Here is a 25,900-nt window from a genome sequence, read left to right on the forward strand (position 1 = left end):
GTCAGATGTGTATAAGAGACAGATGCGGAGCTGCGGATGTCCGCGAACATGGCGATGCAACCAAAGGACGCCGCCGAGATCCACGACATGTTCTTCCGCGCCACGGCCTCGGAGCGCGCACTGATCCTGCACAATCTCGCGCAGACTCCCCTGAAGGCTGCGCCCCGCATTCCGACCGCCCGCGCCACGCGCGCCATCCAGACGCTGGAGTGGGCGGCCTATGCCGAGGACACCGAGAGCTTCACGCTGGAACTCGGCGAGAGCCTGATCCTGCCCTCGCGCGTTGCCGCGCAGATCGTGGATGATGCCGGCGGGGAAGCGCTTGCGGTCGCCGCGCGCGCGCTCGACATGCCGAGCCCCAACTTCCAGCGCATCCTCCTGTTCTTCAAGCCGGAGATCGGGACCTCGGTGAATACCGTCTACCGGCTGTCGCGGCTCTATGACCGCCTCAGCGATCGCTCGGCACTTGTGATGCTCGCCGCCTGGCGCGGCTCGACGCTCGCGGTGACGCGGGCAAAATATCAGTCGTCACTCTACGACGGCGAACGCCAGCGTGCGCGCAGCGGCGCGAGCCAGCCGCGGCCCGCGGTGCAGCCCGGCGCGATCCCGCCGATGCGGACAGGCACCGGCGGATCGGAGCGCTAGCGAGGGACGGGTTAGGTTGAATCAGTACGAGCCGGGGGTCACCTCTCCCATAGGGAGAGGTGACCCCCGGCTGTCGTCACACTCTAATCTTCACGCGCGCGCCAGTTCCAGGAAATGCCGCCCGGCGCGATCCTCCGTCTCGACGATCCAGGCGTCGGGATCGAAGCGGATTTCCTTGGTGATCCGTTCCTCGACCGCAGGCTCCGGCAAAGGCTGCGGCGCCATCGGCACGAAGAAGCGGTCGACCGGCCGGCCATCGTGGTAAACGGTCTGGGGCGCGGGCACGTACAGCATCGCATTGCCGTCAAGCAGCGACACCTTGACGAACACCGCGCCGGCCTCCTCGGCGCCGCGCCGGCGTACCGCGCCGAACACGCCCTCGGTCTGGCAGCGGCGCAAGTACGCTGCCACCCATATGTTCGATTTCAATCGCATGGACAGGACGATAGGCCAGCCGCGGAAGCAGCACCAGTGTCAGCGGCAAGCGACGGCGATTATTCGACCGGATGTCCGATCACCGCCGCGAGCTCGCGCAACAGCCGGTCGGACACCTGACCGGTCACCGGCATCTTGTGCTCGCGTTCGAATTTCTGGATCGCGGCCTGGGTTTCGCCGGAGATCGAGCCGGTCACCTTCAATTGCCCGTAGCCATATTCGGAGAGCGCGCGCTGCACGGCGGCGACGCGGCGCATTGCGGGGCTCTGCTGCGCCGGGATCGGCGCCGGCGGTCGCGCGACGACGACGGACTGCGACGGAGACGTCGTCGCCGTGGCCTTGACGAGATTGGTCAGAGGATCGGCAGACCTCGAGGTCGAGGCCGTTGCCTCGGGTGCCTTCTCGGGCGCCGGCGGCTTCTCTGCCGCCTTGGGCTCAGCGACCCGGAACTCCATCGGCTTCGGCTCGAGCGGCAGTGAATCGGCCGCGAGCGGGCGCGGCCGCGGCAACGGGTTCGACAATGCAGCGGCCGACGGCGCCGGCAAATTGATCACGGTGCCGAACATCGGAGCCGGATGGCGGCCGGTTTGCAGGAACAGCGCGTTGGCGACGATGGCACTGACCGCGGCAAAGGCCACGAGGCCGGCGAGCGTATCCTTGGGGCTGTGCAGCAGGATCCGCATCGCGAGATTGCGCTCGGTCTCGACGTCGACGACCGCCGCCTTGGCGCCACGGCGGCGCGGAGCATCCTCGTCCCTTGCAGACTTTCTAGGCACTTTTCTTCACCAAAGCCGGTTGGTCCTGAACATCATGGCGCGGCGGCGGCATCAGCGTCGCAATCTTGCTTTCGGCTTGCCGTCCTTGTGACGGCGCGCAGACGAGCGGCAACTTGATGGTGACGGCCGTCCCCTCTCCGAGCTTGCTTTGTATCGTCAACTCGCCGAGATGCAAGGCGACGATGCTCTTCACGATCGACAATCCGAGACCCGTGCCTTCGTGGCGACGCTGATAGGTCTTGCCGGCCTGGAAGAACGGCGCGCCAATCCGTTTCAAGTCGTCGGGCGCGATGCCGACTCCGGTGTCACTGATGCGAAGGAAGAGGTGCGATGGCGAAACCGTGGCGGCAACAGTGACCTGCCCTCCGCGCTCGGTGAACTTGATCGCGTTCGAAACGAGGTTGAGCACGATCTGCTTGAAGGCGCGCGGATCGCCGATCATCACCGGCAGATCCTGCGGCGCATCGGTGATGAGATCGATGCCGTTCTCGCGCGCCTTCAGCGCGAGCAGATTGCAGCAATGCAACAACGCAGCGCGCGGCGCGAACGGTTCCGGCGAAATCTCGAACTTGCCGGATTCCATCTTCGACATGTCGAGGATGCCGTTGACGACCGACAACAGATGCTGGCCGGAAGCGTTGATGAGCTCTGCGTATTCCTTGCGCTGGGCCGCCCCTAACATCAGGGTCTGTTCCTGCGCGATCATCTCGGAGAAGCCGATGATGGCGTTGAGCGGCGTGCGCAGCTCGTGGCTCATGGTGGCGAGGAAGCGCGTCTTGGCGGCATCGGCCGCCTCCGCGGCGCTGCGGGCCTGATCGAGCGCCTGCTCCTGCATCTTGCGATCGGTGATGTCGCGCATCACTGCGACGACCTCGGGTTCGCGCGTCACGCCGCGGCCCAAATCCTGGTCGACCAAGTCCTTGTCAACCAAGTCCTGGTCAAGCGGCCGGCAGCGCATCTCGACCCAGATGAAATCGACCTGGCCGCGCTCGCTGCCGCCGATCTCCCGCCGCAGCCGGAATTCGGCGCTGCGCACGTCGCCGCGCGCGGCGTCCGACAGCGCAGTGAGGTAGGCCGGGCGGTCGGCGACATGGACGCGGTCGAACAGGCCGTGACCAGTAAGCTGGGCGACCGGCAGGCCGAGCATGGCTTCGACCGCGGGCGAGATGAACTGGACTGCGCCGTTGCGCTGATGCCGCGAGATGACGTCGCTCATGTTGCGCGCCAGCAGGCGGTAGCGCTCCTCTTCGCGCGACAGCAGCGCAACGCTGGTGCGGGCTAGCGATTCAGCGCCGAAAGCGAGACCCGCCGCATAGAGCGTCGCCGACGCAACGCCGAATGCGGTGAACATGCCGCGTTCGGCCGCATTGGCCTGGTCGAGCGGCAACCAGTCGAGATGACCGGACAGGATCAAGAGCGCCGCACAGGACAGCGCCAGCACCGAGGCAAAGGCAGCTACCCGGCGCGAGGCCGACAGCGCAGCCTCCAAGGGAACGACGACCAGCCAGACTGCGGCAAACGATTCGATGCCGCCCGTGGTTACCGCCACGGCCATGATCAGTCCGGCGAGCGCCAGCGACGACAGCACATGGGCGCCTTCATAGCGGCCGGTGCGCGAAAGGAACCACGACAGAAGGATTGGCGCGATCAGCCAGGCGAAAGCCGCGACCTCGATCGCGCTGGGTGCGCCGCGCATGGCGAGATAGATCGGGAATGCGGCAAAGGCGGCGAGGCTGCCGAGGAGCCTGGGGGCCATGAAAGCCCGATGGCGTGCCCGCGTCAGCGCGTCATAACGCGCCGAGGGATGCAACAGCGCATCGAGACAATCGCGGATGATACTCAAAACTGTCACGGGTCTCGCGCTTCGGCTCATGCATCGAAAAGACGCGCCGGAACGCCTCCTTATCGTTGAGCCACCGTGTCAGAGTGACATTAAACGAACGCTAAGGCGGTGGCGCGTGCGGCAGAACACCGTGTGATCGTGGGAAATTTTACGCGATTTGACGGTTTCATTCGCGCGGATGGTGAACGCGGGGTTTCCGCCCCCCTCGCCTTATGGTTTCGAATTGGTGGAAGGGCGCAAACGGGCGATCGCGAGCCGGCATCAATCGAAAATTTACGAGCCTTTCGATTCGTTCAAATCTCACACAAATTTTCGCCGAATTAAGCTCAACGCAATCACTTGCGATTTATCGAGGGGTGCTAGGTCGAAGGCCCGCGGGGGTGCCGCCGGCTGGATCTAACACGCAAGGTCGCACGATGCGTTTTCTGCTCCGCATCACATTCTGGCTCGGGCTGGTGCTGGTGCTTCTGCCGCGGGACAAGACTCCCGAATCGGAGAAGCTGCCGCAGGTCGGCGCCGCCGAAGCCGTCTCGGCTGCGACTGCGGCCGTCTCCGACATGAGCCAGTTCTGCAAGAGGCAGCCGGCGGCCTGTGAGGTCGGCGGACAGGCCGCGACCATCATCGGTCAGCGGGCGCAGGACGGGGCACGCAAGCTCTACCAGATCATCAACGACAAGAAGGAGCAGATTTCCAACGGCAGGAACGACAAGAGCGACAAGAAGGCGCCTGACCACACCGGCTCGATCGGCAGCATGGCTGAAGCCGATCTCGACCCGACTACGGCACAGCGCGACACCCTGACCCAGGACGACCTGGCGCTCGAATGGCGCGGGCCGGAAACGGCGAATTAGGGCCCAAACCCTATCGATTTCGCATCCTTGCGTCCCTATATTGGCCGTGAGATCACACACGGGCCATCATGACAACGATCGACGAAATCAGGGACAATTTCGAGATTCTGGACGAGTGGGACGACCGCTACCGGTACGTCATCGAACTCGGCCGTTCCCTGGAACCGATGCCGGAGGCGGAACACTCCGCCGCGAACAAGGTGCAGGGCTGCGTCAGCCAGGTCTGGCTGTCCAAGCGGATCGATCGCGAGAACGGTACGCCGGTCCTGAAGTATCGCGGCGATAGCGACGCCCATATCGTGCGCGGGCTGGTGGCGATCCTGCTCTCGCTCTATTCCAACCGCTCACCGCAGGAGATTCTTGCGACCGACGCGCTCGTGGTGTTCGACGAGTTCGGCTTTCGCGAGCACCTGACGCCGCAGCGCTCCAACGGCCTGCGCTCAATGGTCGAACGCATCCGCACCGATGCGCGCGAGGCGCTCGCCGAGGCCTCGTGACGCAACGCTATTTGCGTTTGCGCTGCTGCTGCCCCAGCCCCATTTTCTTCGCCAGTTGCGACCGCGCCACCGCGTAGTTCGGCGCCACCATGGGATAGTCGGCCGGCAGGCCCCATTTCTCGCGATATTGTTCCGGCGTCATGTTGTACTGGGTGCGCAGATGGCGCTTCAGCGACTTGAAGCGCTTGCCGTCCTCGAGGCACACCAGATAGTCCGGCGCGATCGACTTCTTCAGCGATACCGCGGGCTTGGCCGGCTCGAGCGGCGGTTCGGTCCGACCCGCGGAGACCCGCACCAGCGCGCCATGCACCTGGCTGATCAGGTTCGGGATCTCGGCCGCCGGCGTCGGATTGTTGCTGAGATACGCCGAGACGATGTTTGCCGTCAGCTCGATGAAGTTTTTGCCCGCCGCTTCTGACACGGATGGACCTCAGGACCGCTGGTCGAGATGCGTGCGCAGCTCGTCGATCGAGGCGAAGCGCATCATGCCCTCGGGCATCTGCGCCTCGATCGAGCCGTCGGAATAGAGTGAATAGGCCATCCCGTCGACGACGCCCGATTTGAGCACGGTGATAGCCGGCTGCTCGGACGGTGGCGCCGGACGCGGCTCAGGTGCCGGCGGCGGCGCGGCTTCCGTAGAGGTCGAGGGTGTACGAAGCGGCGGGGGCGGCGGGCGGCGCGGCGGAGTTGCCTCCGGCGGCCGCATGCGTTCGGGCTTCGGCCAGGCATCGTCGAAGCTCGCCGGCGGCGGCTCTGCAGGCTCGGCAGCCACGGGCGCCGGATGCTCCTCACCCGGTGCGGCCTCCGCAGCCTTGGCCTGAGCGCGCTCGCGCTCCTTGCGCGAGGTCGAAGCGAACAAGAGATTGCGCCGGCGCGGTGCTTCAGGCGCTTCCGGGACCGGCGGCACTTCGGCGCGCGTACGCGCCGCTGCTTCATCCTGCCAGGGGGGCGGCGCAGCCGGAGACACCGGCATCGACGGCTCGAACTTGGCGGCCTCGGCAGGAACCGCTTCCGGCCCAGGCATGCCCGCAGTCGCAAGGCCCGGCGGAAGCACCGGCCTGACCCGAACCTCGGACAGTGGCGTCGTTGCGGCGAGCCGGCGGGCAATGCCCTTCAGCTCCTGCACGACGGCATACAGGCCGATCAGTAACATCCCGGAGCAGACGCCGATGGTCCCGCTGAGTATGAGAGTACTGCCGAGACTGAATTCCTTGAGCGAGATGCCCCAGAGGACCGTGAGGAGACCCGCCACAAAGGCGAAAATCCCCGCGATCAGCAATGCCAGCGTCATCGAACTCACCCCCGGCCGCGCATGAGCGCGCGACACCACCTACGCCACGATACCGTCATATCGCACGCCTCGCCAACGACCAATTGCCCTAGCCGTTCCTTAAAATAGCGAAATCAGGGACTTATTCACATTCCCTTCAGCAACATCTCGCTAGCTCTATCAAAACTCCAGGATTCGGAAATTGCTGCGTTGCATCAGGAATTTAGCCATAATGCGCAATTACTTGGAAATGGAACTGCGCTATAGGGTTCCCGGGGAAAAGGGCCGTGCGCGCCAGCACGGCCGAGAGGGGATTCCGGGTCACCGATTGCCATGACATCCATCACCACTTCGGCGATCGACACGCCTCTGGGGCGCTCGATTGAGCGGACATGCGATGACCTTGCCATGCTGGTGCTGGCGGCGGTCGCGGTCATCGCGGGGCTGACCTTCCGCGACTACGGGCTTGGCTGGGACGACTATACCCACGCCGAATATGCCGACCTCCTGCTGCGCATGTTCGGGTCCGGCTTCAAGGACACCGCGGCGCTCTCCTTCGCCAATCTCTACATGTATGGCGGCGGCTTCGACATGGTCGCGGCGCTTCTGCACAAGGTCATGCCGCTCGAGCTGTTCGAGACCCGGCGTCTCGTCGGCGCCGTCGTCGGCGTGATCGGGCTTGCGGTGACCTGGCGGCTCGCTCGCCGCGTCGGCGGACCGCTTGCCGGCCTCGCAGCACTCCTGCTGCTCGCGCTCTGCCCGATCTTCTACGGGCACATGTTCATGAACCCGAAGGATGCGCCCTTCGCGGTGGCGATGACCATCCTGATGCTCGGCCTGGTACGACTGGCCGAGGAATATCCGCAGCCCTCGCCGCGCACGATTCTGATCGTCGGCCTCGGCGCGGGCCTCTCGATCGGCACGCGCATTCTCGGGGGCCTTTCGCTCGTCTATGCGATGATCGGCTTCATGCCGCTGTTCCTGGAAGAGCTGCGCGTCGAAGGCACCCGCGAAGCGATCCGCCGCTTCGTCCATGTCGTCTACGTGCTGCTGCCCGGCCTCGTGCTCGGCTATCTCATCATGGGCCTGATCTGGCCGTGGTCGATCATGGAGCCCGGCAATCCGTTCCAGGCGCTGACCTACTTCTCGCATTTCTTCGAGAAGCCCTGGAAGGAGATGTTCGACGGCGCGCTGGTGTCCGTGCCCGACATGCCCTGGTCCTATCTGCCGACGCTGTTCGCGCTGCAATTGCCCGAAGTGATGCTGTTGCTGATGATCGGCGCCGTCGTCGGCGCTCTGGTCATCCTGCCGCGCCGCGAGGTTCCGGCGCGCCGCAAGACCATCCTGTTGATGCTGACGCTAGCAGCCACGCTGCCGCTCGTGATCGCGATGGTGAAGCGGCCCGCGCTCTACAACGGCATCCGCCACTTCGTCTTCGTCATTCCGCCGATGGCCGTCCTGGGCGGCGTCGCCTTAGCCTGGACCATAGAGCGTCTGCGGGCCAATCATCGCGCCTGGCAGCCGGTCGTGCTCGCCACCTTCTGCTTCGGCCTCGCGCTGCCGCTCGCCGAGATGATCCGGCTGCATCCCTATCAATACACCCACTTCAACCATATCGCCGGCACCGTGCGCGCCGCCGACGACCGCTTCATGCTGGACTATTGGGGCCTTGCCCTGAAGCAGGCCTCCGACGAGCTGCGCGAGCAGCTCATCGAGCGGCAGGAAGTCCCGCCGCGCAATCGCAAATGGAAGGTCGCGGTGTGCGGCCCGCAGCGGCCCGCGCAGGTCGCGCTCGGTCCCGATTTCACCATCGGCTGGGATTCCAATGCCGCAGACTTCGCCATGACGCTCGGCGAGTTCTACTGCAAGGGCCTCACCGCGCCGGTCATGGTCGAGATCAAGCGCGACGACGTGGTCTTCGCCCGCGTCTACGACATCCGCGGCCGCAGCATTTCCAGCCTGCTGTCGATCCCGGCGCCGTAGTTCAGGATCATCTCCCGTAGCCGGATGAGCGCAGCGATATCAGGGGACCTGGATGGAAATCCCGCATGTCGCTTCGCTCATGCGGGCTACGCGTGACTGCCGCGCAATAGCTACCTTGCTGCGACTTCCTCGCAGGACTAGGCTCCCGCTCCGCAACAACGAGGTTCGGAGAGATTTGCCATGTCACCAGCGGAAGCGCGCCTGAAGGAAGCGCCGTCGAACATGACGGAGGCCGAGTGGCAACAGCGGGTCGATCTCGCCGCCTGCTACCGTCTGGTCGCCCTCTACGGCTGGGACGACCTGGTCGACACCCACATCTCAGCCCGCGTGCCCGGCCCCGAGCATCACTTCCTCATCAACCCCTACGGGTTGATGTTCGACGAGATCACCGCATCGAGCCTGGTCAAGGTCGACCTGCACGGCAACCAGCTCACCGAGAGCGAGTACAGCATCAACCCCGCCGGCTTCACCATCCATTCGGCGATCCATGAGGTGCGCGAGGACGCGATCTGCGTGCTGCACCTCCACACGCTCGACGGCACCGCGGTCTCCAGCAGCGCGGAAGGATTGTTGCCGCTGAACCAGACCGCGCAGCTCGTCACGCACGACCTCGCCTATCACGACTATGAAGGCATCGCGCTCGATCACGAGGAGCGGCCGCGGCTCCAGAAGGACCTCGGCGACCACAACCACATGCTCTTGCGCAACCACGGCACGCTCACGGTCGGCCGCTCGGTCGCCTCCGCGTTCGAGCGCATGTACCATCTCGAGCGCGCCTGCTCGATGCAGGTGCGTACGCGTGCCCTCGGCACGCCGGTCTATCCGGTCGAGGAGATCGCCATCGAGAAGAACACCGAGCTGTTGTCGAACCGCGATCGCGCCGAGCTGCGCGCCACCAATCTGGTATGGCCGCCTCTGCTGCGTAAGCTCGACCGCGTCAATCCGGGCTACCGGACTTGAGATTTGCGAAAATTCGTGTAGGATCTTCTGCGAATGACCTCTGCACGTTCTGGAATGAAACGCCGCCCAATCCAGGGCGGCGTTTTTATTTTGCGTAACTTCGTAGGGTGGGCAAAGCGAAGCGTGCCCACCTCTTCCGTCGCAATCTTTGAAAGATGGTGGGCACTGCGCTTCGCGCCTTTGCCCACCCTACGCACCCCGCGCCTACTTCACCTCCGCGAGCGCGGCGAGGATGCGGGCCCAGGAGCGAATGCCCTTCTGGAAGCTTTGCAGATCGTACTTTTCATTCGGCGAATGGATGTTGTCGTCGTCGAGGCCGAAGCCGACGAGCAGCGAGTCCAGCCCAAGCGTGCGCTTGAAGTCGGCGACGATCGGGATCGAGGCGCCCGAGCCCATCAGCACGGTCTCCTTACCCCATTCGTCCGTCAGTGCCTTCTTGGCGGCGGCGAGCGGCTTCATGTTCCAGTCGAGCGCGATCGCGGGCGCAGCCGAATGGTCGCCGAACTCGACCTTGCAGTCGCCCGGAATGCGCGCCGACACGTAGTCGCGGAAGGCCTTGCGGATCCTCGCGGGATCCTGCCCTTCGACCAGGCGGAACGAGACTTTCGCGGAGGCATGTGACGGGATCACCGTCTTGGAGCCTTCGCCGATGTAGCCGCCCCAGATGCCGTTGACGTCGCAGGTTGGGCGCGAGGAGGCTTGCTCGATCAGCAGCCGTCCCTTTTCGCCGGCCGGGATCGACAGGCCGATCGGCTTGAGGAACGTCTCCGGCGTCAGATTGAGCTTCTTCCACTGCTCGAGAATATCCGCGGGCAGGTCCTTCACCCCGTCATAAAAACCGGGAATGGTGATGCGGCCGTCATCGTCGAATAGCCCGCCCAAAATCTTCGTCAGCACGCGGATCGGGTTCATCGCCGCGCCGCCGAACACGCCGGAATGCAGATCGCGGTTGGCGGCGGTGATCTTCACCTCTTCATAGAGCAGGCCGCGCAGCGACGTCGTGATCGCCGGCGTGTTGCGATCCCACATGCCGGTATCGCAGACGAGCACATAGTCGGCCTTGAACTCGTCCTTGTTGGCCTCGATGAACGGCACGAAGTTCTTCGAGCCGACCTCCTCCTCGCCTTCGATCAGGAAGGTGACGTCGATGGGTAGCGAGCCCGTCACGGTCTTCCAGGCGCGGCAGGCCTCGACGAAGGTCATCACCTGCCCCTTGTCGTCCTCGGCGCCGCGCGCGACGATGATCTTGCGGCCGTCGGCATGATCGGTGACGACGGGCTCGAATGGCGGACGGTGCCAGAGATCGAGCGGATCGACCGGCTGCACGTCGTAGTGTCCATAGAACAGCACGTGCGGACGTCCGCTCGCCTTGCTCTTGCCGACGACGGCGGGATGGCCCGCGGTCGGCCTGACCTCCGTTGCAACGCCGAGGCTTGCGATGTCCTTGGCGAGATGCTCGGCCGCCGCTTTGCAATCATTGGCAAAGGCCGGGTCGGCCGAGATCGACTTGATCCGCAGCAGCGCGAACAGGCGCGTCAGGCTGTTGTCGAAATCCTTGTCGATGTGATCGAGCACGGACTGGAGCTGTGCATTGGACATTGTTTTCGTTCCTGACTTGCAGTGGTTCTCAAGGCGCTGCTTTTAGCGCCGCCGCGGCTTTCGAGCCAGACACCCGTGCGTCAGCGTCGCAGCAATCCGCCCAGCGCGCCACGCACCAGGGCGCGGCCGACCGAGCCGCCTAGCTGGCCGCCGACCGACTTGCCGAGATCGGCGACAACGCCGCCGACCACCTGATTCGTGACCGTGCGCGTCACGTCGCGTACGACACGCTGACCGGTGGTGAGCCGGCCGCGCCCGGTGTTGGTGCCGAAGATGGTGCCGACGATCGAGCCGATCTGGCCGAGGATGCCGCCCCCGCCTCCGCCCGCCGAGCCGTCAGCCGTCGCCGCCGTGCCGGCGATGCGCTTTTGCAGGATCTCATAGGCGGATTCGGCATCGATCGCGGTGTCGTATTTGCCCTTCACCGGGCTTGCATCCATGATCGCCTTGCGCTCCTCCGGCGTGATCGGCCCGATCCGCGCCGAGGGCGGACGGATCATCACCCGCTCGACCATCGAAGGCGTGCCGTTGCCTTCGAGGAAGGACACCAGCGCCTCGCCCTTGCCGAGCTCCATGATCACCTTGGTGGTGTCGAGTTTCGGATTGGGCCGGAAGGTCTGCGCCGCGGCGGCGACCGCCTTCTGGTCGCGCGGGGTGAAGGCGCGCAGCGCGTGCTGCACGCGGTTGCCGAGCTGCCCAAGCACCCGGTCGGGCACGTCGATCGGGTTTTGCGTGACGAAGTAGACGCCGACGCCCTTGGAGCGGATCAGGCGGACCACCTGCTCGATCTTGTCCATCAGCGCCTTGGGCGCGTCGTTGAACAGAAGGTGCGCCTCGTCGAAGAAGAACACCAGCTTCGGCTTGGGCAGATCGCCCGCCTCGGGCAGCTCCTCGAACAGCTCCGACAGCATCCACAACAGGAATGTCGCGTAAAGCCGTGGACTCTGCAGCAGCTTGTCGGCGACCAGGATGTTGATCATGCCGCGGCCGTCGCGGTCGGCCCTCATGAAGTCCTTCAGCGTCAGCGCCGGTTCGCCGAAGAATTTCGTGCCGCCCTGATTCTCCAACACCAGGAGCTGGCGCTGGATGGTCCCAACGGTTGCCTTGGTGACGTTGCCGAAACCCTGGGCAGCTTTCCGGATCGGCGCCAGCGGATCTTCCCCGGCATCCGGCCCCTTCTTGCTCGTGTCGGGCACGATGGCGTCGAGCAACGCCCGCAGGTCCTTCATGTCGATCAGGGTCAGGCCATTGTCGTCGGCGACGCGGAAGGCGACGTTGAGCACACCCTCCTGCACGTCGTTGAGATCAAGCATGCGGGCCAAGAGAAGCGGGCCCATCTCGGTGACGGTCGCGCGCACGGGATGCCCCTGCTCGCCGAAGACGTCCCAAAACACCGTCGAGAACTGGTCGGGCTGGAACGTCAGCCCCATGTCAGCGGCGCGCTTGACGATGAAATCCTTGGCCTCTCCCACTTCGGAGATGCCCGAAAGGTCGCCCTTGATATCGGCGGCGAAGACCGGGACACCCGCGCGCGCAAATCCTTCCGCCATCACTTGCAGTGACACCGTCTTGCCGGTTCCGGTTGCTCCGGTGACGAGGCCATGGCGGTTGGCGAGTGCAAGCGTCAGCCAGGCGGTCTCATCTCCCTTGCCGACAAAGATCTTGTCGCCGGTATCTCCGAGCTTGATGTCTTGTGCTGCCATTACTGATTGCCTTGGTGCGGGAGTGCGATCGCAGGTTCCGTACTTTAACGTATGTTGGGTGCCGATTGAACGGGTCAACGCATTTCACGAAGCGCGCACATGCGACATTATCGGAGGCGAGACGCCTAATCCTTCGACAAAAGTCGGAACGATAAGTGCCCACCGCGGCAATTTTTCGCGGATTCCATCTTTTGCTCTTGCATCGCTGCAACACTCCCCGCGCGATTCGTCGCCGCTCATGCGTTCGTCGCTTGTAATTCTTAACGCACCGGCTCAAGATCATTTTCAGAAGCAAAGACTCCGGACTTGAACCGGCTGAGGGGCAGGCAAGATGGACGAGCTGATCGGGCGGCTGGCGACAAACGCCGGCATCGATAGTGCTGTCGCTGAAAAAACCATCGGCATTATCCTGGGTTTTCTGCGCAACGAAGGCCCTTCCGACGGCGTCCAGGCTCTGATCGACCACATTCCCGGTGCCGAAGCCGCGATTGCCGCGTCGCAAAGCGGCGGCGGTCTGTCGCGCCTGATGGGCGGCGGCCTGATGGCTGTCGGTACCCGGCTGATGGGCCTTGGTCTCGGCATGTCCGACATTCAAAAGATCGCCCGTGAACTTTTTCGTTTCGGTCGAGACAAAATCGGAGCGGATCAGATGGGCAAGATCATTGCGGGGACGCCGGGCCTTGGCCAATTCGCCTGAGGCTTTCGCACTTCATATCGAGCATCATGACATATCCCATCTCCGAGATTGAGGGCCTGTCGGCCTTCGCCGCCAGCAAGCTGAAGGCGCAGGGCATCCGCACCACCGTCGCGCTGCTCGAAGCTGCCAGCACCTTGAAGGGTCGCAAGGCGCTCTCCGCCAGGACCGGCATCAGCGAGCAGCAGCTCCTGGAATGGGCCAACGTCTCCGACTACATGCGCATTCCCGGAATGGGCAAGGCCAAGGTCAACCTCGTCCGCGCCGCCGGCGTCACCACCGTCCGCGAGCTCGCCTATCGCAACCCGTCGCGGCTGGCGCAGAACATGCGCGCGGTGAACGAGAAGCGGAAGCTGGTCCGCGTTCTGCCGTCGGAGAAGTCCGTCGGCGACCTCATCGCCAAGGCCCGCAAGCTGCCGCCGAAGATTTCGTATTAGCTTATTCCTTCATCCTGAGGCGCGAGAGCAGCGGCGCAATTGCGCTGCTGCGTGAGCCTCGAAGGATGAACGGCCGAGATGCAGCAGCAGGGCCGTTCATCCTTCGAGGCCAACGCTTCGCTCCGGCACCTCAGGATGACGGTCGCCTCCTCTTCCCGTCTTGACTCGCCGTTCCCGACCGCGCAAAGCGACCGCATGAGCGCCTCGCCCTCGCACCCAGCCCCGTCCACTGCCCCATGGCTGCAGACGCTGCTGGCCAGGCCGGTCCCGGCCGTGATGGGCGTGCTCAACGTCACCCCGGATTCCTTCTCTGACGGTGGGCAATTCATCGCGCCCGACGAGGCGCTGGCGCGGGCGCGCACCATGATCGCCGATGGCGCCGACATCATCGACATCGGCGCGGAATCCACCCGGCCCTACAAGGGCGCCCAGCCGGTCACAGCGGAGGAGGAGTTGCGGCGGCTAAAACCTGTCCTCGCCGACATCGTCGCGCTCGGCGTGCCGGTCTCGATCGACAGCATGAAGTCGGAGGTCGTGGCCTTCGCACTGGACCAGGGCGTCGCGATCGCCAACGACGTCTGGGGCCTGCAGCGTGATGCCGGCATGGCGGCGGTAGTAGCGGCGAAAAAAATCCCCGTCATCGTGATGCACAACCGCGATAGCGTCGACCCTGCCATCGACATCATGCAGGACATGACCGCGTTCTTTCAGCGCTCGCTCGACATCGCGGCGAAGGCAGGCATCCCTGAGGACTACATCGTGCTCGACCCCGGCATCGGCTTCGGCAAGACGCCTGACCAGAGCATGACGGCACTGGCGCGCCTCAACGAGCTCAGCGCCTTCGGGCTGCCGGTGCTGGTCGGCGCCTCGCGCAAGCGCTTCATCGCATCGGTATCTCCGTCGGAGCCGCAGCAGCGGCTCGGCGGCTCGATCGCCGCCCATCTCATCGCCGCGCAGCGCGGCGCGCGGATCATCCGCACCCATGACGTCGCCGAGACCCTGCAAGCCCTGCGGGTCGCCACCGCCATCGAGAGCAAGCCATGACCGATACGATCTTCGTCACCGGCCTCGTGATCCATGCCCGCCACGGCGTGATGGAGCATGAGACCGAGGTCGGCCAGCGCTTCGTCATCGACCTCGAGCTCTACGCCGACCTCCAGGAATCCTCGCGCACTGACCGGCTAGCTGACACCGTCTCCTATGCCGACGTGGTCGCGACCACGACGGCCGCGTTCAAGAACACCAACTACAAGCTCTTGGAGCGCGCGGCCGGCGCGGTCGCCGATGCCATCCTGTCGCATTTTTCGCGCATCCGTGCGGTGAAGGTTACCGTGCACAAGCCGCATGCGCCGATCGCCGCCATCTTCGATGACGTCGGCGTGGTGCTGACGCGCTCGCGCCACCCGGCTCATGGCTAGTGGCCCGATTCTGACATTCGCATACCCTCGCGGAGGCACGTTTGCGAATGTCAGAACCAAAGGGCCACTAGCAACTTTATTGTTTGCTGGCGGACCGGATTTGACGTTCGCAGAAGGAAGCTCGGCAAATGGAGAGCGAACGTCAAATCCGGTCCGCTAGCGCGCTCATCGCGCTGGGCGGCAACGTCGGCGACGTCCGTGCGACTTTCAAGGACGCGATCCCGGACATCTGCGGCATGGCGCAGGCAAAGCTGCTCGCGCGCTCGTCCGACTATTCCACTCCGCCCTGGGGCGATGAGGACCAGGCACCCTTCATCAACGCCTGCATCGCGATCGAGACCGCGCTCGATCCGCTTGCGCTGCTATCCGTGCTGCAAAAGGTCGAGCAGAGCTTCGGCCGTGCCCGGGCCACGGAGCGGCGCTGGGGGCCGCGCACACTCGATCTCGACCTGATCGCCTATGACGATGTGTCCTTGCGAACGCCGGAGCTGACGCTGCCGCATCCGCGCCTGTTCGAGCGCGCCTTCGTGCTGGTGCCGCTCGCCGAAATCGCGCCCGACCGCATGATTGGCGGCACCCGCGTTCGCGACGGCCTCGCCAGCGTCTCAGCACAAGGAATCGTGCGGCTTCCGGATACCGGTTAACCAAAAACAACCGTTTGCAGGGGCGGCCGGCCGTGGCAATTTCGCCCCCAAACGACGAAAACGGATTTTTCCGGGAGTTTCCTGCCGAATGACCTCCGCGACCGACGATCTGCCGCTGGCGGCGGATTTCCCGCAGGCGAGTTACGAGGATTGGCGCAAGCTGGTCGATGGCGTGCTGAAGGGCGCGCCGTTCGAAAAGCTCGTCGGCAAGACGTATGATGGCTTGAAGATCGATCCGCTCTATCCGCGCGCGAAGGATGTCGCGGCCGTGGTGGGACGGGCGGCGGCCGCGCCCTGGGAGGTGATGCAGCGGATCGACCATCCCGATGCAACGCAGGCAAACGCGCAGGCGCTCGCGGATCTCGAGAATGGCGCGACGGGTCTGGCGCTGGTGTTCGCCGGCGGCAACGGCAGCCATGGCTTTGGCCTGGAACCGACGGCGGATGCGGTCGCGAAGGTTCTGAAGGATGTTCACCTCGATGCCGGCATCGGCATCGAGCTTCAGGTCGGCCCGCAATCGCGGATGGCCGCGATCCATGTTGCGGAATATGTGAAGAGCAAGGGCATCGATCCTGCGGCCTGCGACATCCGCTTTGGCCTCGATCCACTCGCGGCCTGCGCGGTCTGGGGTCACAGCCCCTACGCCTGGGAAGAGATCGTTCCCGCGGTGACCTCTGGGATCAAGGGCCTCGCAGCGCTCGGCTTCAAAGGACCGTTCGCCTCCGCAGACGGACGCGTGATCCATGATGCCGGCGGATCGGAGGTGCAGGAGCTCGCCTTCGTGCTCGCCTGCGGCGTTGCGTATCTGCGCGCGATCGAAGGCGTCGGCGTTCCGCTCGAGGAGGCCCAAGGCATGGTCTATGCGCGGCTTGCGGCCGACGCCGACCAGTTCCTGACCATGGCAAAGTTCCGCGCGCTGCGGCTATTGTGGGCGCGCATCGAGCAGGCCTGCGGCTTGACGCCGAAGCCGCTGTTCATCACGGCCGACACCGCCTGGCGCATGCTGACGCAGCGCGACCCCTACGTGAACATGCTGCGCGCGACCATGGCGACGTTCGCCGCGGGGCTCGCCGGCGCCAACGCAATCACGGTGCTGCCGCACACGCTGGCGCTCGGCCTGCCCGATCCGTTCGCACGGCGCGTGGCGCGCAACACGCAGCTCGTGCTGATCGAGGAGAGCAATCTCGCAAAGGTCGCCGATCCCGCCGCGGGCGCAGGCGGCATCGAGACGCTCACGGCGCAGCTTTGCGAGACCGCCTGGGCGCTGTTCCAGGAAACCGAAAAAGCTGGCGGCGCCTTTGCCACGCTTCAGCAAGGCCTGATCCAGGGCAAGGTCGCCGCAACGCGCAAGGCGCGCGAGACCAACATCGCAAAGCGCCGCGACGTGCTGACTGGCGCGAGCGAGTTTCCGAACCTGCAAGAGAGCGACGTGGCCCTGCTGCCGGCGACGCCCGTCGCTCTTGCGCCCTACGGCGAGCAAAAGTTCAAATTCGACCCGCTTGCGCCGATCCGCCTTGCGGAACCTTTCGAGGCGCTGCGCGACAAATCCGACGCAAAGCTGAAGGCAAGCGGCGCGCGACCAAAGGTGTTTCTGGCCAATCTCGGCACGGCGGCCGATTTCACCGCGCGCGCAACCTTCGCAAAGAGTTTCTTCGAAGCCGGCGGCATCTTGGCGGTCGACAGCGAGGGCTTTGCCGATCCGGCAAAGCTTGCAGCCGCCTTCAAGGCGTCGGGCGCCGAGCTCGCCTGCCTTTGTTCCAGCGACAAGGTCTACGCGGCCCATGGAGAAGCTGCGGCCAAGGCCCTGCAAAGTGCTGATACGAAGCATATCTATCTGGCAGGCCGGCCGGGCGAGAACGAAGCCGCGTTGCGCTCGGCCGGCGTCAGCGGATTCATCTTCGCCGGTGCCGATGCGCTGGCCATGCTGCAAGACGCCTATCGACGGATGGAGCAGGCATGACCGAGACGACAAAACCCGTTCTCACCGGCGGCTGCCAATGCGGCGCGGTACGCTTTGCGACTACGACCGCGCCGAACAAGATCAGCATCTGCCATTGCCGGATGTGCCAGAAGGCGAGCGGCGCGCCGTTCGCCTCCTTCGCCGATATCAACAGGACGGACTTTTCCTGGACCAAGGGACAGCCGTCGTTCTTCCGCTCCTCCACCATCGCCGAGCGCGGCTATTGCCCTGCCTGCGGCACCCCGCTGAGTTTCGGCCGCATTGACGGCGAGCGGATCGAGATCATGACCGGCGCGTTCGACCGCCCGGATCACGTGGTGCCGACACGGCAATACGGAACTGAATCCCGGCTCGGTTGGGTCGTCGGAATCGCCAACCTGCCAAGCCAGACCACGCAGCAGAATTACGGGCCGGAGAAGATGGCGACCATCGTCAGCTATCAGCATCCGGATCATGATTGAGAGCGAAAGAGTCGAGGCAGCAACTCTGATAGGCTATACCATGCTTCGGTTGTTCGGAGAGACGTTGCTAGGTTTGGCGGAATGGAAGCTCGGAACACTGCTTGCGCGGCTGCTCTGGAGCGGAACTGGTGTGATGACTGAGAGCCGATTGGACGATCCGGTCTACAAGAAGAATGTGCAAAGGCTGATCGAGCACCATCGCAGGTTTGAGGACTCCAAGAGATGAGCCGCATTCCCAATTTCGCCGATGTCGCCTTCGAGCGGACCATAACCGGCGCTCCGACCGGAAGCGCCGAGCCATGGCTGACCCCTGAGGGCATACCGGTGAAGAGCGCCTATGGCGAAGCCGATCTCGCCGGCCTCGACTTCCTCGATACGTACCCCGGCATCGCGCCCTACCTGCGCGGCCCCTACCCGACCATGTATGTCAACCAGCCGTGGACGGTCAGGCAGTATGCCGGCTTCTCCACGGCGGAGGATTCCAACGCCTTCTATCGTCGCAACCTCGCGGCCGGACAGAAGGGCCTCTCGGTCGCCTTCGATCTCGCGACCCATCGCGGCTATGATTCCGACCATCCGCGCGTCGGCGGCGACGTCGGCATGGCCGGTGTCGCCATCGATTCCATCTACGACATGCGTACGCTGTTTGCCGGGATTCCGCTCGACCGGATGAGCGTGTCCATGACCATGAACGGCGCGGTGCTGCCGATCCTCGCGCTGTTCGTGGTGGCGGCCGAAGAACAGGGCGTGCCGCCGGAAAAACTCTCCGGCACCATTCAGAACGATATCTTAAAAGAATTCATGGTGCGCAACACCTACATCTATCCGCCGAGCCCATCGATGAGGATCATCTCCGACATCTTCGCCTTCACCTCCTCGAGGATGCCGAAGTTCAATTCGATCTCGATCTCCGGCTATCACATGCAGGAGGCCGGCGCGACGCAGGATCTCGAGCTTGCCTATACGCTCGCCGACGGCGTCGAATATCTGCGTGCGGGCCTTGCTGCCGGGCTCGACGTCGACCGCTTCGCGCCGCGCCTGTCGTTCTTCTGGGCAATCGGCATGAACTTCTTCATGGAAGTCGCCAAGATGCGCGCCGCGCGCCTGCTCTGGGCGAAGCTGCTCAAGCCGTTCAACCCCAGGGATCCGCGTTCGCTCTCGCTGCGTACCCATTGCCAGACCTCCGGCTGGTCGCTGACCGCGCAGGACGTCTTCAACAACGTCATGCGCACGACGGTGGAGGCGATGGCGGCGACACAAGGCCACACCCAGTCGCTGCACACCAATGCGCTCGACGAAGCGCTCGCGCTGCCGACCGACTTTTCCGCGCGCATCGCCCGCAACACCCAGCTCTTCCTGCAGCAGGAGAGCGGCACCGCGCGCATCATCGACCCCTGGGGCGGCTCCTATTATGTCGAGCGGCTGACGCGCGACCTCGCTGCGAAGGCCTGGGGCCATATCCAGGAGGTCGAGGAGCTCGGCGGCATGGCCAAGGCCATCGAAGCCGGCGTGCCGAAACTGCGCATCGAGGAGGCGTCCGCCAAGACGCAGGCCCGGATCGATGCGGGCAAGCAGGCGGTGATCGGCGTCAACAAGTACAAGCCGTCGGACGAAGCGCCGATCGAGATCCTCAAAGTTGACAACACCAATGTCCGGCGCCTGCAGATCGACAAGCTGACGCGGCTCAAATCCGAGCGCAACCAGAGGGACGTCGAAGCCGCGCTCGCCGCGCTGACGCGCTCGGCGGGCGAAGGCAACGGTAATCTGCTCGCGCTCGCGATCGACGCGGCGCGCGCGAAAGCAACGGTCGGCGAAATTTCCGACGCAATGGAAAAGGTGTTCGGCCGCCACCGCGCCGAGATCAAGTCCATCACCGGCGTCTACAAGCGGGAGGCGTCCGCCATGGGCAGCCAGGTTGAAAAGGTGCAGGCGCTGATCGACGCCTTCGAGGAGGCGGAAGGCCGCCGTCCGCGCATTCTCGTCGCCAAGATCGGCCAGGATGGCCACGACCGCGGGCAGAAGGTGATCGCCTCAGCCTTTGCCGATATCGGCTTCGACGTCGACATCGGGCCGCTGTTTGCGACCGCCGATGAAGCCGCGCGCCAGGCGGTCGAGAACGATGTGCACATCCTCGGCGTCTCCTCGCTCGCCGCGGCCCACCTCACCGCGGTGCCGGAATTGAAGTCGGCGCTGAAGAAGCACGGCCGCGAGGACATCATGATCATCGTCGGCGGCGTGGTCCCGCCGCAGGACTACGACGCACTCTATGCAGCAGGGGCCGAAGCGATCTTCCCACCCGGCACCGTGATCGCTGATGCCGCCGAGGAACTGATCCACAAGCTCAACGCCCGGCTCGGCCATAGCGCGGCGGCGGAGTAGTTCGTCGCGCCGTCTGGCCGCCCAGAATTTCGCTTTATCGTTGAACTACAGCGCCCGACTGCGGGCTGTGACGTCATTCGGCGTCACACCGCCGTCGGCCGCCCCGGTTCCATGTCGAAAAAAGACGAGCAGTTTCAGCGAGGTTCCCCAACAGAACACTCTTTTTGCGCGTGGTCTGAAAAATTTCCCGCATTGATTCATGCAACCTTAACTTGCGGTCTCGTATTTCTACGGGGTTCGTGAATGGGAATATTGGAATGCGCCCCGCCGGCGAGCTCTTGGCGTCACCACGCGTTTTCGATGCGGGGCGTGACCACCAACCCAATCAACAACCAGAAGCCAGAAAACCGGTCCGCAGCTTTCCGGGGACAGAAGCATCGATCGCGCGCGCGGCCGAGGTGCACCTGCCTCTCGTTCATTCCGATGACGAAGTCGTCTCCGCTTGGCGACTGCTCATGTTCAACTGGAAACTGCTGGGCAGCATCGCCGGCGTCGTGATTGCGTTGCTGATCGCCAGCGAATTCTATGTCGACCCATCGGGCTATGTGGCGATTTTCACGCTGGCCGCAGTCTACTGGTGGTTCGGCTTACGCAATGCACGCTCGACCGCCCGCGCAAATCCGAGAGTCTACTTCTCCCTCGTTTCGCTAGCGCAGGTCATGCTGGCCATACCGGTGATCGTGACGCTGACCTATGTGGCCACGTCGATCAACCTTCCACTGCAGGATGAGCGACTGCTAGCCTGGGATCGCGCGCTCGGATTCGATTTCAGGAGCCTCCTCGATTTTACGAACCGTTATCGCGAGCTGATCCCATTCTTTGCGCGACCTATAGCTCCATCCATCTCCAGATGATCATGATGGTGATCGTTCTTCCGCTGGCCGGATGCTACCGGCGTAGCGCGGAGGCGATATGCGCCTACGTCATCGCCCTGCTGGCAACGACCTGCATTTCGGCTTTGGTGCCGGCCATCGGCGTCTATCAGGCGCTGGACTTGCACGCCGCCGATTATCCTCACTTCGAACCGCAGGGTTACTACGACACTCTGCGCGATGCACCGCTCGTACGCGCTGGCCTGCTTCACAAATTGCATCTGACGCAGCTCGTGGGCGTGCTCACCTTTCCAAGCTTCCACGCCGCAGCCGCGATTCTCTATATGTGGGCGTTCTGGCCCTTGCGCTGGTTCAGGCTCGTCGTCATCCCATGGAACATCGTGATGATCGTGGCGACCCCGCTGGGCGGAGGCCACTATCTGTCCGACATCATCGCCGGTATCGCGGTTTCAGCCTTAGCGATAGCAATCACGGCGAGGATCAGTGCGGCGTGCTCGCCCAGCCGTCTCGATCTGCCGAAGAGCGCATCGTCCAGTTGAATTGCGTGATTTCTCAGTCGTCGCGCTGCCCTGGGTGAACCCGAAGGGCCTTCATCGCGACAAACGGCTCCCAGAAAGAGCTGGGCCTCAATTTTCACTATCCGGTGTTCACACCCTGCCGTTTTGCGCCGGTTCATCTTGTGGTGTTTATGCCGTGGCAAAGAACCAGCCGCTATCTGTCACCGCGCGGCCGTGCGATCTTCGGCGGCACATGGAAAGAGCGTGAAATTTATGGCTATTGACGTGACTGACCATCAAGCAAGTTCGAAGCCGGGGTTTGCCCTGCGCGCCATCGCGATCCTCGCAACGCTCGTCATCGCCTCGCCGTCCCATGCGGCTGATCCCAAGCCCGATGCGATCATCAAGAACAGGACCATCGAAGCCCGCGTGCTGCTCGACGACCAGATCAAGGCCGATCCTGCGCTCGCTGCCGATTGCCTCGCCGAGGGCAAGAAGTGGCTCGAGAAGAATGCGGCCGATGCCGCCGCCTCGCGCAAGCAGGATCCGCAATTCTTCCAAAACGGCGGCTGGGATTTCGAGCGCAAATACACAATCCGCTCGGTGGTTGCCGACCGCTATGTCAGCCTGATCCGCGCCGACTACATGGATACCCACGGCGCGCATCCGAATTCGGGCGTCGACACCATCCTGTGGGACAAGGCGCAGGCCAAGCGTATATCAATCCGGCCGTTCTTCACCGAGACCGCCGACAACGGCGCGACGATGAAGGCACTGCAGAAGGCCGTGATCGCCTCGCTGCGAATCGAGAAGAAGAAGCGCGATGCGGGCGAGACGGCCACCAACGAGTGGTTCAAGGGCGTCGAGCCGAGCCTGCTCAAGATCGGCGCCGTGACGCTCGCGCCTTCGACCGAGGCCGGCAAGAGTTCCGGTCTCACCTTCCACTATCCGCCCTATGCTGTCGGCCCCTACGCCGAAGGCGAATATGTCGCCTTCGCCTCGTGGGAGACGCTGAAACCCTATTTGACACCGGAAGGCGCGCGGATTTTTGGTGGCATGCGACCAAAGGGCGACGAAGACGACGGGCAGTGATTCGTCGCGGCATGAACGAGGCGTTACTCACAGCGCAACTGGTCCGGCCGGCTTGCCGCGCTGGTGCAAAGCTGCCAAAAGTGTCGCCATAGACAGGGCGTCCGACGTTACAGGCGCCTCTGGAAGGTGCTCATGTCTGCCATCACGCGCCGCGCCTTCGCGGCATCGTCCGTCGCTGCCGCCGCTCTTGGACTCAAGCCGGCACGCGCTGAGGCCTATCCGGCGCGGCCGGTGACATTGATCGTGCCGTGGGGTGCGGGCGGCGGCACGGATGCAACCGCGCGCGTTCTCGCGACGATGCTGGAGAAGGAGCTCGGCCAGCCCTTCAACGTGGTCAATCGGGTCGGCGGCTCGGGCGTCGTCGGCCACACCGCGATCGCAACCGCCGCTCCCGACGGCTACACGATCGGCATGCTGACCGTGGAGCTCACCATGATGCACTGGCAGGGGCTCACCGACCTGACGCCGCGGAGCTTCACGCCGCTCGCCATGATGAACGAGGACGCGCCGGGCATCCAGGTTTCCTCTTCCTCGCCTTACAGAACGGCCAAGGAATTGGCCGTGGCCATCAAGGACGCACCGCCCGGCAAGTTCATTGCGTCAGGTACCGGTCAGGGCGGCATCTGGCATCTCGCACTGATCGGCTGGATGCAGGCGATGGGACTGCCGGCCAACCAGGTCGCCTGGGTGCCGTCGAACGGTGCCGCACCCGCGATGCAGGATCTTGCGGCTGGCAACATCGATCTCGCCACCTGCTCGGTGCCCGAGGCCCGTGCCACGATCGATGCCGGGAAAGCGCGCAGCCTCGCCATCATGGCGCAGGCGCGCAACCCTGTTTTCCCCGACGTGCCGACCCTGAAGGAAGCGATGGGGGTCGACTATTCGACCGGCGGCTGGCGGGGCATCGGCGGACCGAAGGGCCTGCCTCCGGAGATCGTGGCCAGGCTCACGACGACGGCGAAGAGGATCTTCGACTCCGCGGAGTTCAGGACCTTCATTGCCAATCGCGGCTTCGGCATGGCGTGGCGCGATGCCGGCCAGTTCGCCGACTTCATGGACAAGAGCGATGTCCAGATGGGCGCAGCGATGAAAGCCGCCGGCCTCGCCAAGGGCTAACGTGTCGAGCAGGGTAAAGCCGGCCGCGTTGATCCCGGCCCCGGCCCTCGCCTGTCCCGCCCGGCCGTTGTAAAGCAGGGCATGACTCAGAAGAAGGCTTCGCTCGACGTCAAAGCCCTCGCCCGGGACGTCCGTTCCGGCAGCCGCGCGGCGCTCGCCCGCGCCATCACGCTCGTGGAGAGTCGGCGCGGCGACCATCAAGCGGCCGCGCGCGAGCTGGTGCAACTGCTGCTGCCGGACACCGGTAAGGCGGTTCGCGTCGGCATCACCGGCTCGCCGGGCGTCGGCAAGTCCACCACCATCGATGCGCTGGGCACCTATCTCATCGCGCAAGGCCACAAGGTCGCGGTGCTCGCGGTCGATCCGTCCTCGGCGCGCGGTGGCGGCTCGATCCTCGGCGACAAGACCCGGATGGCGCAGCTATCCGCGTCCGAGCACGCCTATATCCGCCCGTCGCCGTCATCCGGCACGCTTGGCGGCGTCGCCGCCAAGACGCGCGAGGCAATGCTGCTCTGCGAGGCGGCCGGATTCGACGTCGTGCTGGTCGAGACCGTCGGCATCGGGCAGTCCGAGACTGCGGTCTGCGACATGACCGATTTCTTCCTCGCGCTGATGCTGCCGGGCGGCGGCGACGAATTGCAGGGCATCAAGAAGGGCCTGGTCGAGCTCGCCGATATGATCGCGATCAACAAGGCCGACGGCGACAACCTCAAGCGCGCCAACATGACTGCCGCGGACTATCGCGGCGCGCTGCACATCCTCAGCCCCCGCTCCGAGCATTGGCATCCGCCGGTCGAGACCTATTCGGCGCTGACCGGCAACGGCATCGCAAAACTCTGGCAAAAAATCCTCGATCATCGCAAGGCGATGAGCGCGTCGGGCGATTTCGCCCAGCGCCGGCGCGAGCAGCAGGTGAAATGGATGTGGTCGATGCTGGAGCAGCGCATGCTGTCCCGGCTGCGCACCGAGGCCTCCGTCCGCACCAGGGTGAAGAAGATCGAGGCCGAGGTGGCCGACGGCCGTGTCACGCCGTCGCTCGCCGCCGAGCACATCATGGAGCTCCTGCAATGAGCGGCAAGCTTCGCGTCCTCCTCACCGGCTTCGGTCCATTCCCCGGCGCACCCTATAACCCGACGCAGCCGCTGGTCGGGCGGCTGGCGCGGCTGCGCCGTCCGGCGTTCGACGGCGTCGAGCTTGCGACCCACATCTTCCCGGTGACCTATGCCGCGGTCGACCGGCAATTGCCGGAGGTCCTCGCGAAGGCGAGGCCCGATGCGCTTCTGATGTTCGGCCTCGCCGCGCGCACCTCGTACCTGCGCATCGAGACCCGCGCGCGTAACGCCGTCACCATGCTCTGGCCTGATGCCGCCAATACCCGTTCCCGCAAAGGCGCGATCAGGGCAAACGCGGACGCGATGATGTTCGGCGCGCACACCGCAAAGCTCTTGCGGGCCGCGCGACTGACCGGGATCGATGCGCGGGCCTCGCGCGATGCCGGCGCCTATCTCTGCAACTATCTGAGCTGGCGCGCGATCGAGAGCGTGAACGCCGGCGGGCCGAAGCTTGCGGCATTCATCCACATCCCGCTGCTGGCACGCACTGGCGCAGCACGGCGCAAGGGAGCGCCGCGCATCACGCTGGAGGAACTGGTCGATGCCGGCGAAGCTATGCTGATGGAAATGGTGAAGTTGGCGCGCCGGGATGCAGCTGCGTAGGGTGGGGTTAGCACAGCGTAACCCACCACCCTGGCTTCCGCGGGCTCCGTACTCGCGTTGAGATTATGGTGGGTTACGCCTTCGGCTCCTAC

General features: G+C 64.5%; 26 protein-coding genes and 1 pseudogene. 20 read left to right on the forward strand and 7 right to left on the reverse strand.

All coding sequences use genetic code 11. From position 1 onward, the window contains the following. Positions 1–18: 18 nt before the first annotated feature. Positions 19–645: pseudogene (locus Q2941_RS30330) on the forward strand (DUF2336 domain-containing protein); the annotation flags it as partial. Between the two features lie 90 nt (positions 646–735). Here Q2941_RS30330 and Q2941_RS30335 read toward each other — a convergent pair. From Q2941_RS30335 to Q2941_RS30345, 3 genes are read right to left on the reverse strand one after another with little or no spacing between them, the layout of a single operon-like run. Further along, entirely contained in the window at positions 736–1,080 is a 345-nt protein-coding gene (locus Q2941_RS30335) for a DUF1491 family protein (RefSeq protein ID WP_027528128.1), read from the reverse strand. A gap of 59 nt (positions 1,081–1,139) precedes the next feature. Further along, entirely contained in the window at positions 1,140–1,856 is a 717-nt protein-coding gene (locus Q2941_RS30340) for a peptidoglycan-binding domain-containing protein (protein WP_254113299.1), read from the reverse strand. Further along, positions 1,849–3,729, reverse strand: coding sequence for an ATP-binding protein (locus tag Q2941_RS30345; RefSeq protein ID WP_458194693.1), 1,881 nt, complete (start codon positions 3,727–3,729; stop codon positions 1,849–1,851). Before Q2941_RS30345 ends, Q2941_RS30340 begins: the two co-directional genes overlap by 8 nt. Positions 3,730–4,115: 386 nt before the next feature. Between Q2941_RS30345 and Q2941_RS30350 the strand changes: the two genes are divergently transcribed. Together Q2941_RS30350 and Q2941_RS30355 are read left to right on the forward strand one after the other, a co-directional pair. Then, positions 4,116–4,550 carry a DUF5330 domain-containing protein gene (locus tag Q2941_RS30350; RefSeq protein WP_027528131.1) on the forward strand — a complete coding sequence of 145 codons (435 nt, stop codon included), beginning with the start codon at positions 4,116–4,118 and terminating at the stop codon, positions 4,548–4,550. Between the two features lie 68 nt (positions 4,551–4,618). Further along, positions 4,619–5,047, forward strand: a complete 429-nt coding sequence (locus tag Q2941_RS30355) for a SufE family protein (RefSeq protein WP_027528132.1) — start codon at positions 4,619–4,621, stop codon at positions 5,045–5,047. A 7-nt stretch (positions 5,048–5,054) separates the two neighbouring features. Here the strand turns inward: Q2941_RS30355 and Q2941_RS30360 are convergent, their stop codons facing one another. Both Q2941_RS30360 and Q2941_RS30365 read right to left on the reverse strand, forming a co-directional pair. Then, entirely contained in the window at positions 5,055–5,468 is a 414-nt protein-coding gene (locus tag Q2941_RS30360; protein WP_027528133.1) for a Ros/MucR family transcriptional regulator, read from the reverse strand. A 9-nt stretch (positions 5,469–5,477) separates the two neighbouring features. Then, positions 5,478–6,338 (reverse strand): hypothetical protein, encoded by an 861-nt coding sequence (locus Q2941_RS30365; RefSeq protein WP_027528134.1) that lies wholly within the window; start codon positions 6,336–6,338, stop codon positions 5,478–5,480. Positions 6,339–6,650: 312 nt separating this feature from the next. On the opposite strand from Q2941_RS30365, the gene Q2941_RS30370 reads away from it, so the two are divergent. Both Q2941_RS30370 and Q2941_RS30375 read left to right on the forward strand, forming a co-directional pair. After that, entirely contained in the window at positions 6,651–8,300 is a 1,650-nt protein-coding gene (locus Q2941_RS30370; RefSeq protein WP_027528135.1) for a glycosyltransferase family 39 protein, read from the forward strand. A 180-nt stretch (positions 8,301–8,480) separates the two neighbouring features. Further along, positions 8,481–9,260: a class II aldolase/adducin family protein gene (locus Q2941_RS30375; RefSeq protein WP_027528136.1), complete on the forward strand. Its 780-nt coding sequence runs from the start codon at positions 8,481–8,483 to the stop codon at positions 9,258–9,260. 204 nt (positions 9,261–9,464) lie between these two features. Here the strand turns inward: Q2941_RS30375 and Q2941_RS30380 are convergent, their stop codons facing one another. Together Q2941_RS30380 and Q2941_RS30385 are read right to left on the reverse strand one after the other, a co-directional pair. Continuing rightward, entirely contained in the window at positions 9,465–10,859 is a 1,395-nt protein-coding gene (locus tag Q2941_RS30380) for a M20/M25/M40 family metallo-hydrolase (protein WP_027528137.1), read from the reverse strand. Positions 10,860–10,939: 80 nt separating this feature from the next. Further along, complete coding sequence (locus tag Q2941_RS30385; protein ID WP_458194695.1) at positions 10,940–12,562, reverse strand: helicase HerA-like domain-containing protein; 1,623 nt, start codon at positions 12,560–12,562, stop codon at positions 10,940–10,942. 331 nt (positions 12,563–12,893) lie between these two features. Between Q2941_RS30385 and Q2941_RS30390 the strand changes: the two genes are divergently transcribed. The 15 genes from Q2941_RS30390 (at position 12,894) to Q2941_RS30460 (ending at position 25,808) form a co-directional block, all read left to right on the forward strand. Then, the gene (locus Q2941_RS30390; protein WP_458194696.1) at positions 12,894–13,259 is read left to right on the forward strand and encodes a DUF2267 domain-containing protein; all 366 of its coding nucleotides are present in this window, start codon (positions 12,894–12,896) and stop codon (positions 13,257–13,259) included. A gap of 26 nt (positions 13,260–13,285) precedes the next feature. Then, complete coding sequence (locus tag Q2941_RS30395; RefSeq protein WP_027528140.1) at positions 13,286–13,693, forward strand: DUF4332 domain-containing protein; 408 nt, start codon at positions 13,286–13,288, stop codon at positions 13,691–13,693. 195 nt (positions 13,694–13,888) lie between these two features. Further along, entirely contained in the window at positions 13,889–14,737 is an 849-nt protein-coding gene (gene folP / locus Q2941_RS30400) for a dihydropteroate synthase (RefSeq protein ID WP_458194717.1), read from the forward strand. Beyond that, positions 14,734–15,111, forward strand: a complete 378-nt coding sequence (gene folB / locus Q2941_RS30405) for a dihydroneopterin aldolase (protein ID WP_027528142.1) — start codon at positions 14,734–14,736, stop codon at positions 15,109–15,111. Before folP ends, folB begins: the two co-directional genes overlap by 4 nt. A 128-nt stretch (positions 15,112–15,239) precedes the next feature. Next, on the forward strand, positions 15,240–15,755 hold the full coding sequence (gene folK, locus Q2941_RS30410) for a 2-amino-4-hydroxy-6-hydroxymethyldihydropteridine diphosphokinase (protein ID WP_035665299.1): 516 nt from the start codon (positions 15,240–15,242) through the stop codon (positions 15,753–15,755). 88 nt (positions 15,756–15,843) lie between these two features. After that, positions 15,844–17,715: a methylmalonyl-CoA mutase family protein gene (locus Q2941_RS30415; protein ID WP_458194697.1), complete on the forward strand. Its 1,872-nt coding sequence runs from the start codon at positions 15,844–15,846 to the stop codon at positions 17,713–17,715. Continuing rightward, positions 17,712–18,176 (forward strand): GFA family protein, encoded by a 465-nt coding sequence (locus tag Q2941_RS30420; protein ID WP_458194698.1) that lies wholly within the window; start codon positions 17,712–17,714, stop codon positions 18,174–18,176. The genes Q2941_RS30415 and Q2941_RS30420 overlap by 4 nt, the downstream gene beginning before the upstream one ends. Continuing rightward, entirely contained in the window at positions 18,169–18,402 is a 234-nt protein-coding gene (locus Q2941_RS30425; protein ID WP_254113305.1) for a hypothetical protein, read from the forward strand. The genes Q2941_RS30420 and Q2941_RS30425 overlap by 8 nt, the downstream gene beginning before the upstream one ends. Further along, positions 18,399–20,555 carry a methylmalonyl-CoA mutase gene (scpA, locus tag Q2941_RS30430; RefSeq protein WP_458194699.1) on the forward strand — a complete coding sequence of 719 codons (2,157 nt, stop codon included), beginning with the start codon at positions 18,399–18,401 and terminating at the stop codon, positions 20,553–20,555. Before Q2941_RS30425 ends, scpA begins: the two co-directional genes overlap by 4 nt. A 257-nt stretch (positions 20,556–20,812) precedes the next feature. After that, positions 20,813–21,409, forward strand: a complete 597-nt coding sequence (locus Q2941_RS30435; protein ID WP_458194700.1) for a hypothetical protein — start codon at positions 20,813–20,815, stop codon at positions 21,407–21,409. A 2-nt stretch (positions 21,410–21,411) separates the two neighbouring features. Then, positions 21,412–21,927 carry a phosphatase PAP2 family protein gene (locus Q2941_RS30440; RefSeq protein WP_458194701.1) on the forward strand — a complete coding sequence of 172 codons (516 nt, stop codon included), beginning with the start codon at positions 21,412–21,414 and terminating at the stop codon, positions 21,925–21,927. Between the two features lie 282 nt (positions 21,928–22,209). Continuing rightward, positions 22,210–22,977 (forward strand): RsiV family protein, encoded by a 768-nt coding sequence (locus Q2941_RS30445; protein ID WP_458194718.1) that lies wholly within the window; start codon positions 22,210–22,212, stop codon positions 22,975–22,977. Between the two features lie 132 nt (positions 22,978–23,109). Beyond that, the gene (locus tag Q2941_RS30450; protein WP_027528148.1) at positions 23,110–24,093 is read left to right on the forward strand and encodes a tripartite tricarboxylate transporter substrate binding protein; all 984 of its coding nucleotides are present in this window, start codon (positions 23,110–23,112) and stop codon (positions 24,091–24,093) included. 81 nt (positions 24,094–24,174) lie between these two features. Further along, complete coding sequence (gene meaB / locus Q2941_RS30455; RefSeq protein ID WP_458194702.1) at positions 24,175–25,164, forward strand: methylmalonyl Co-A mutase-associated GTPase MeaB; 990 nt, start codon at positions 24,175–24,177, stop codon at positions 25,162–25,164. Next, complete coding sequence (locus tag Q2941_RS30460) at positions 25,161–25,808, forward strand: pyroglutamyl-peptidase I (protein ID WP_027528150.1); 648 nt, start codon at positions 25,161–25,163, stop codon at positions 25,806–25,808. The genes meaB and Q2941_RS30460 overlap by 4 nt, the downstream gene beginning before the upstream one ends. Positions 25,809–25,900 lie beyond the last annotated feature (92 nt).

Source organism: Bradyrhizobium sp. UFLA05-153 (assembly GCF_054185185.1).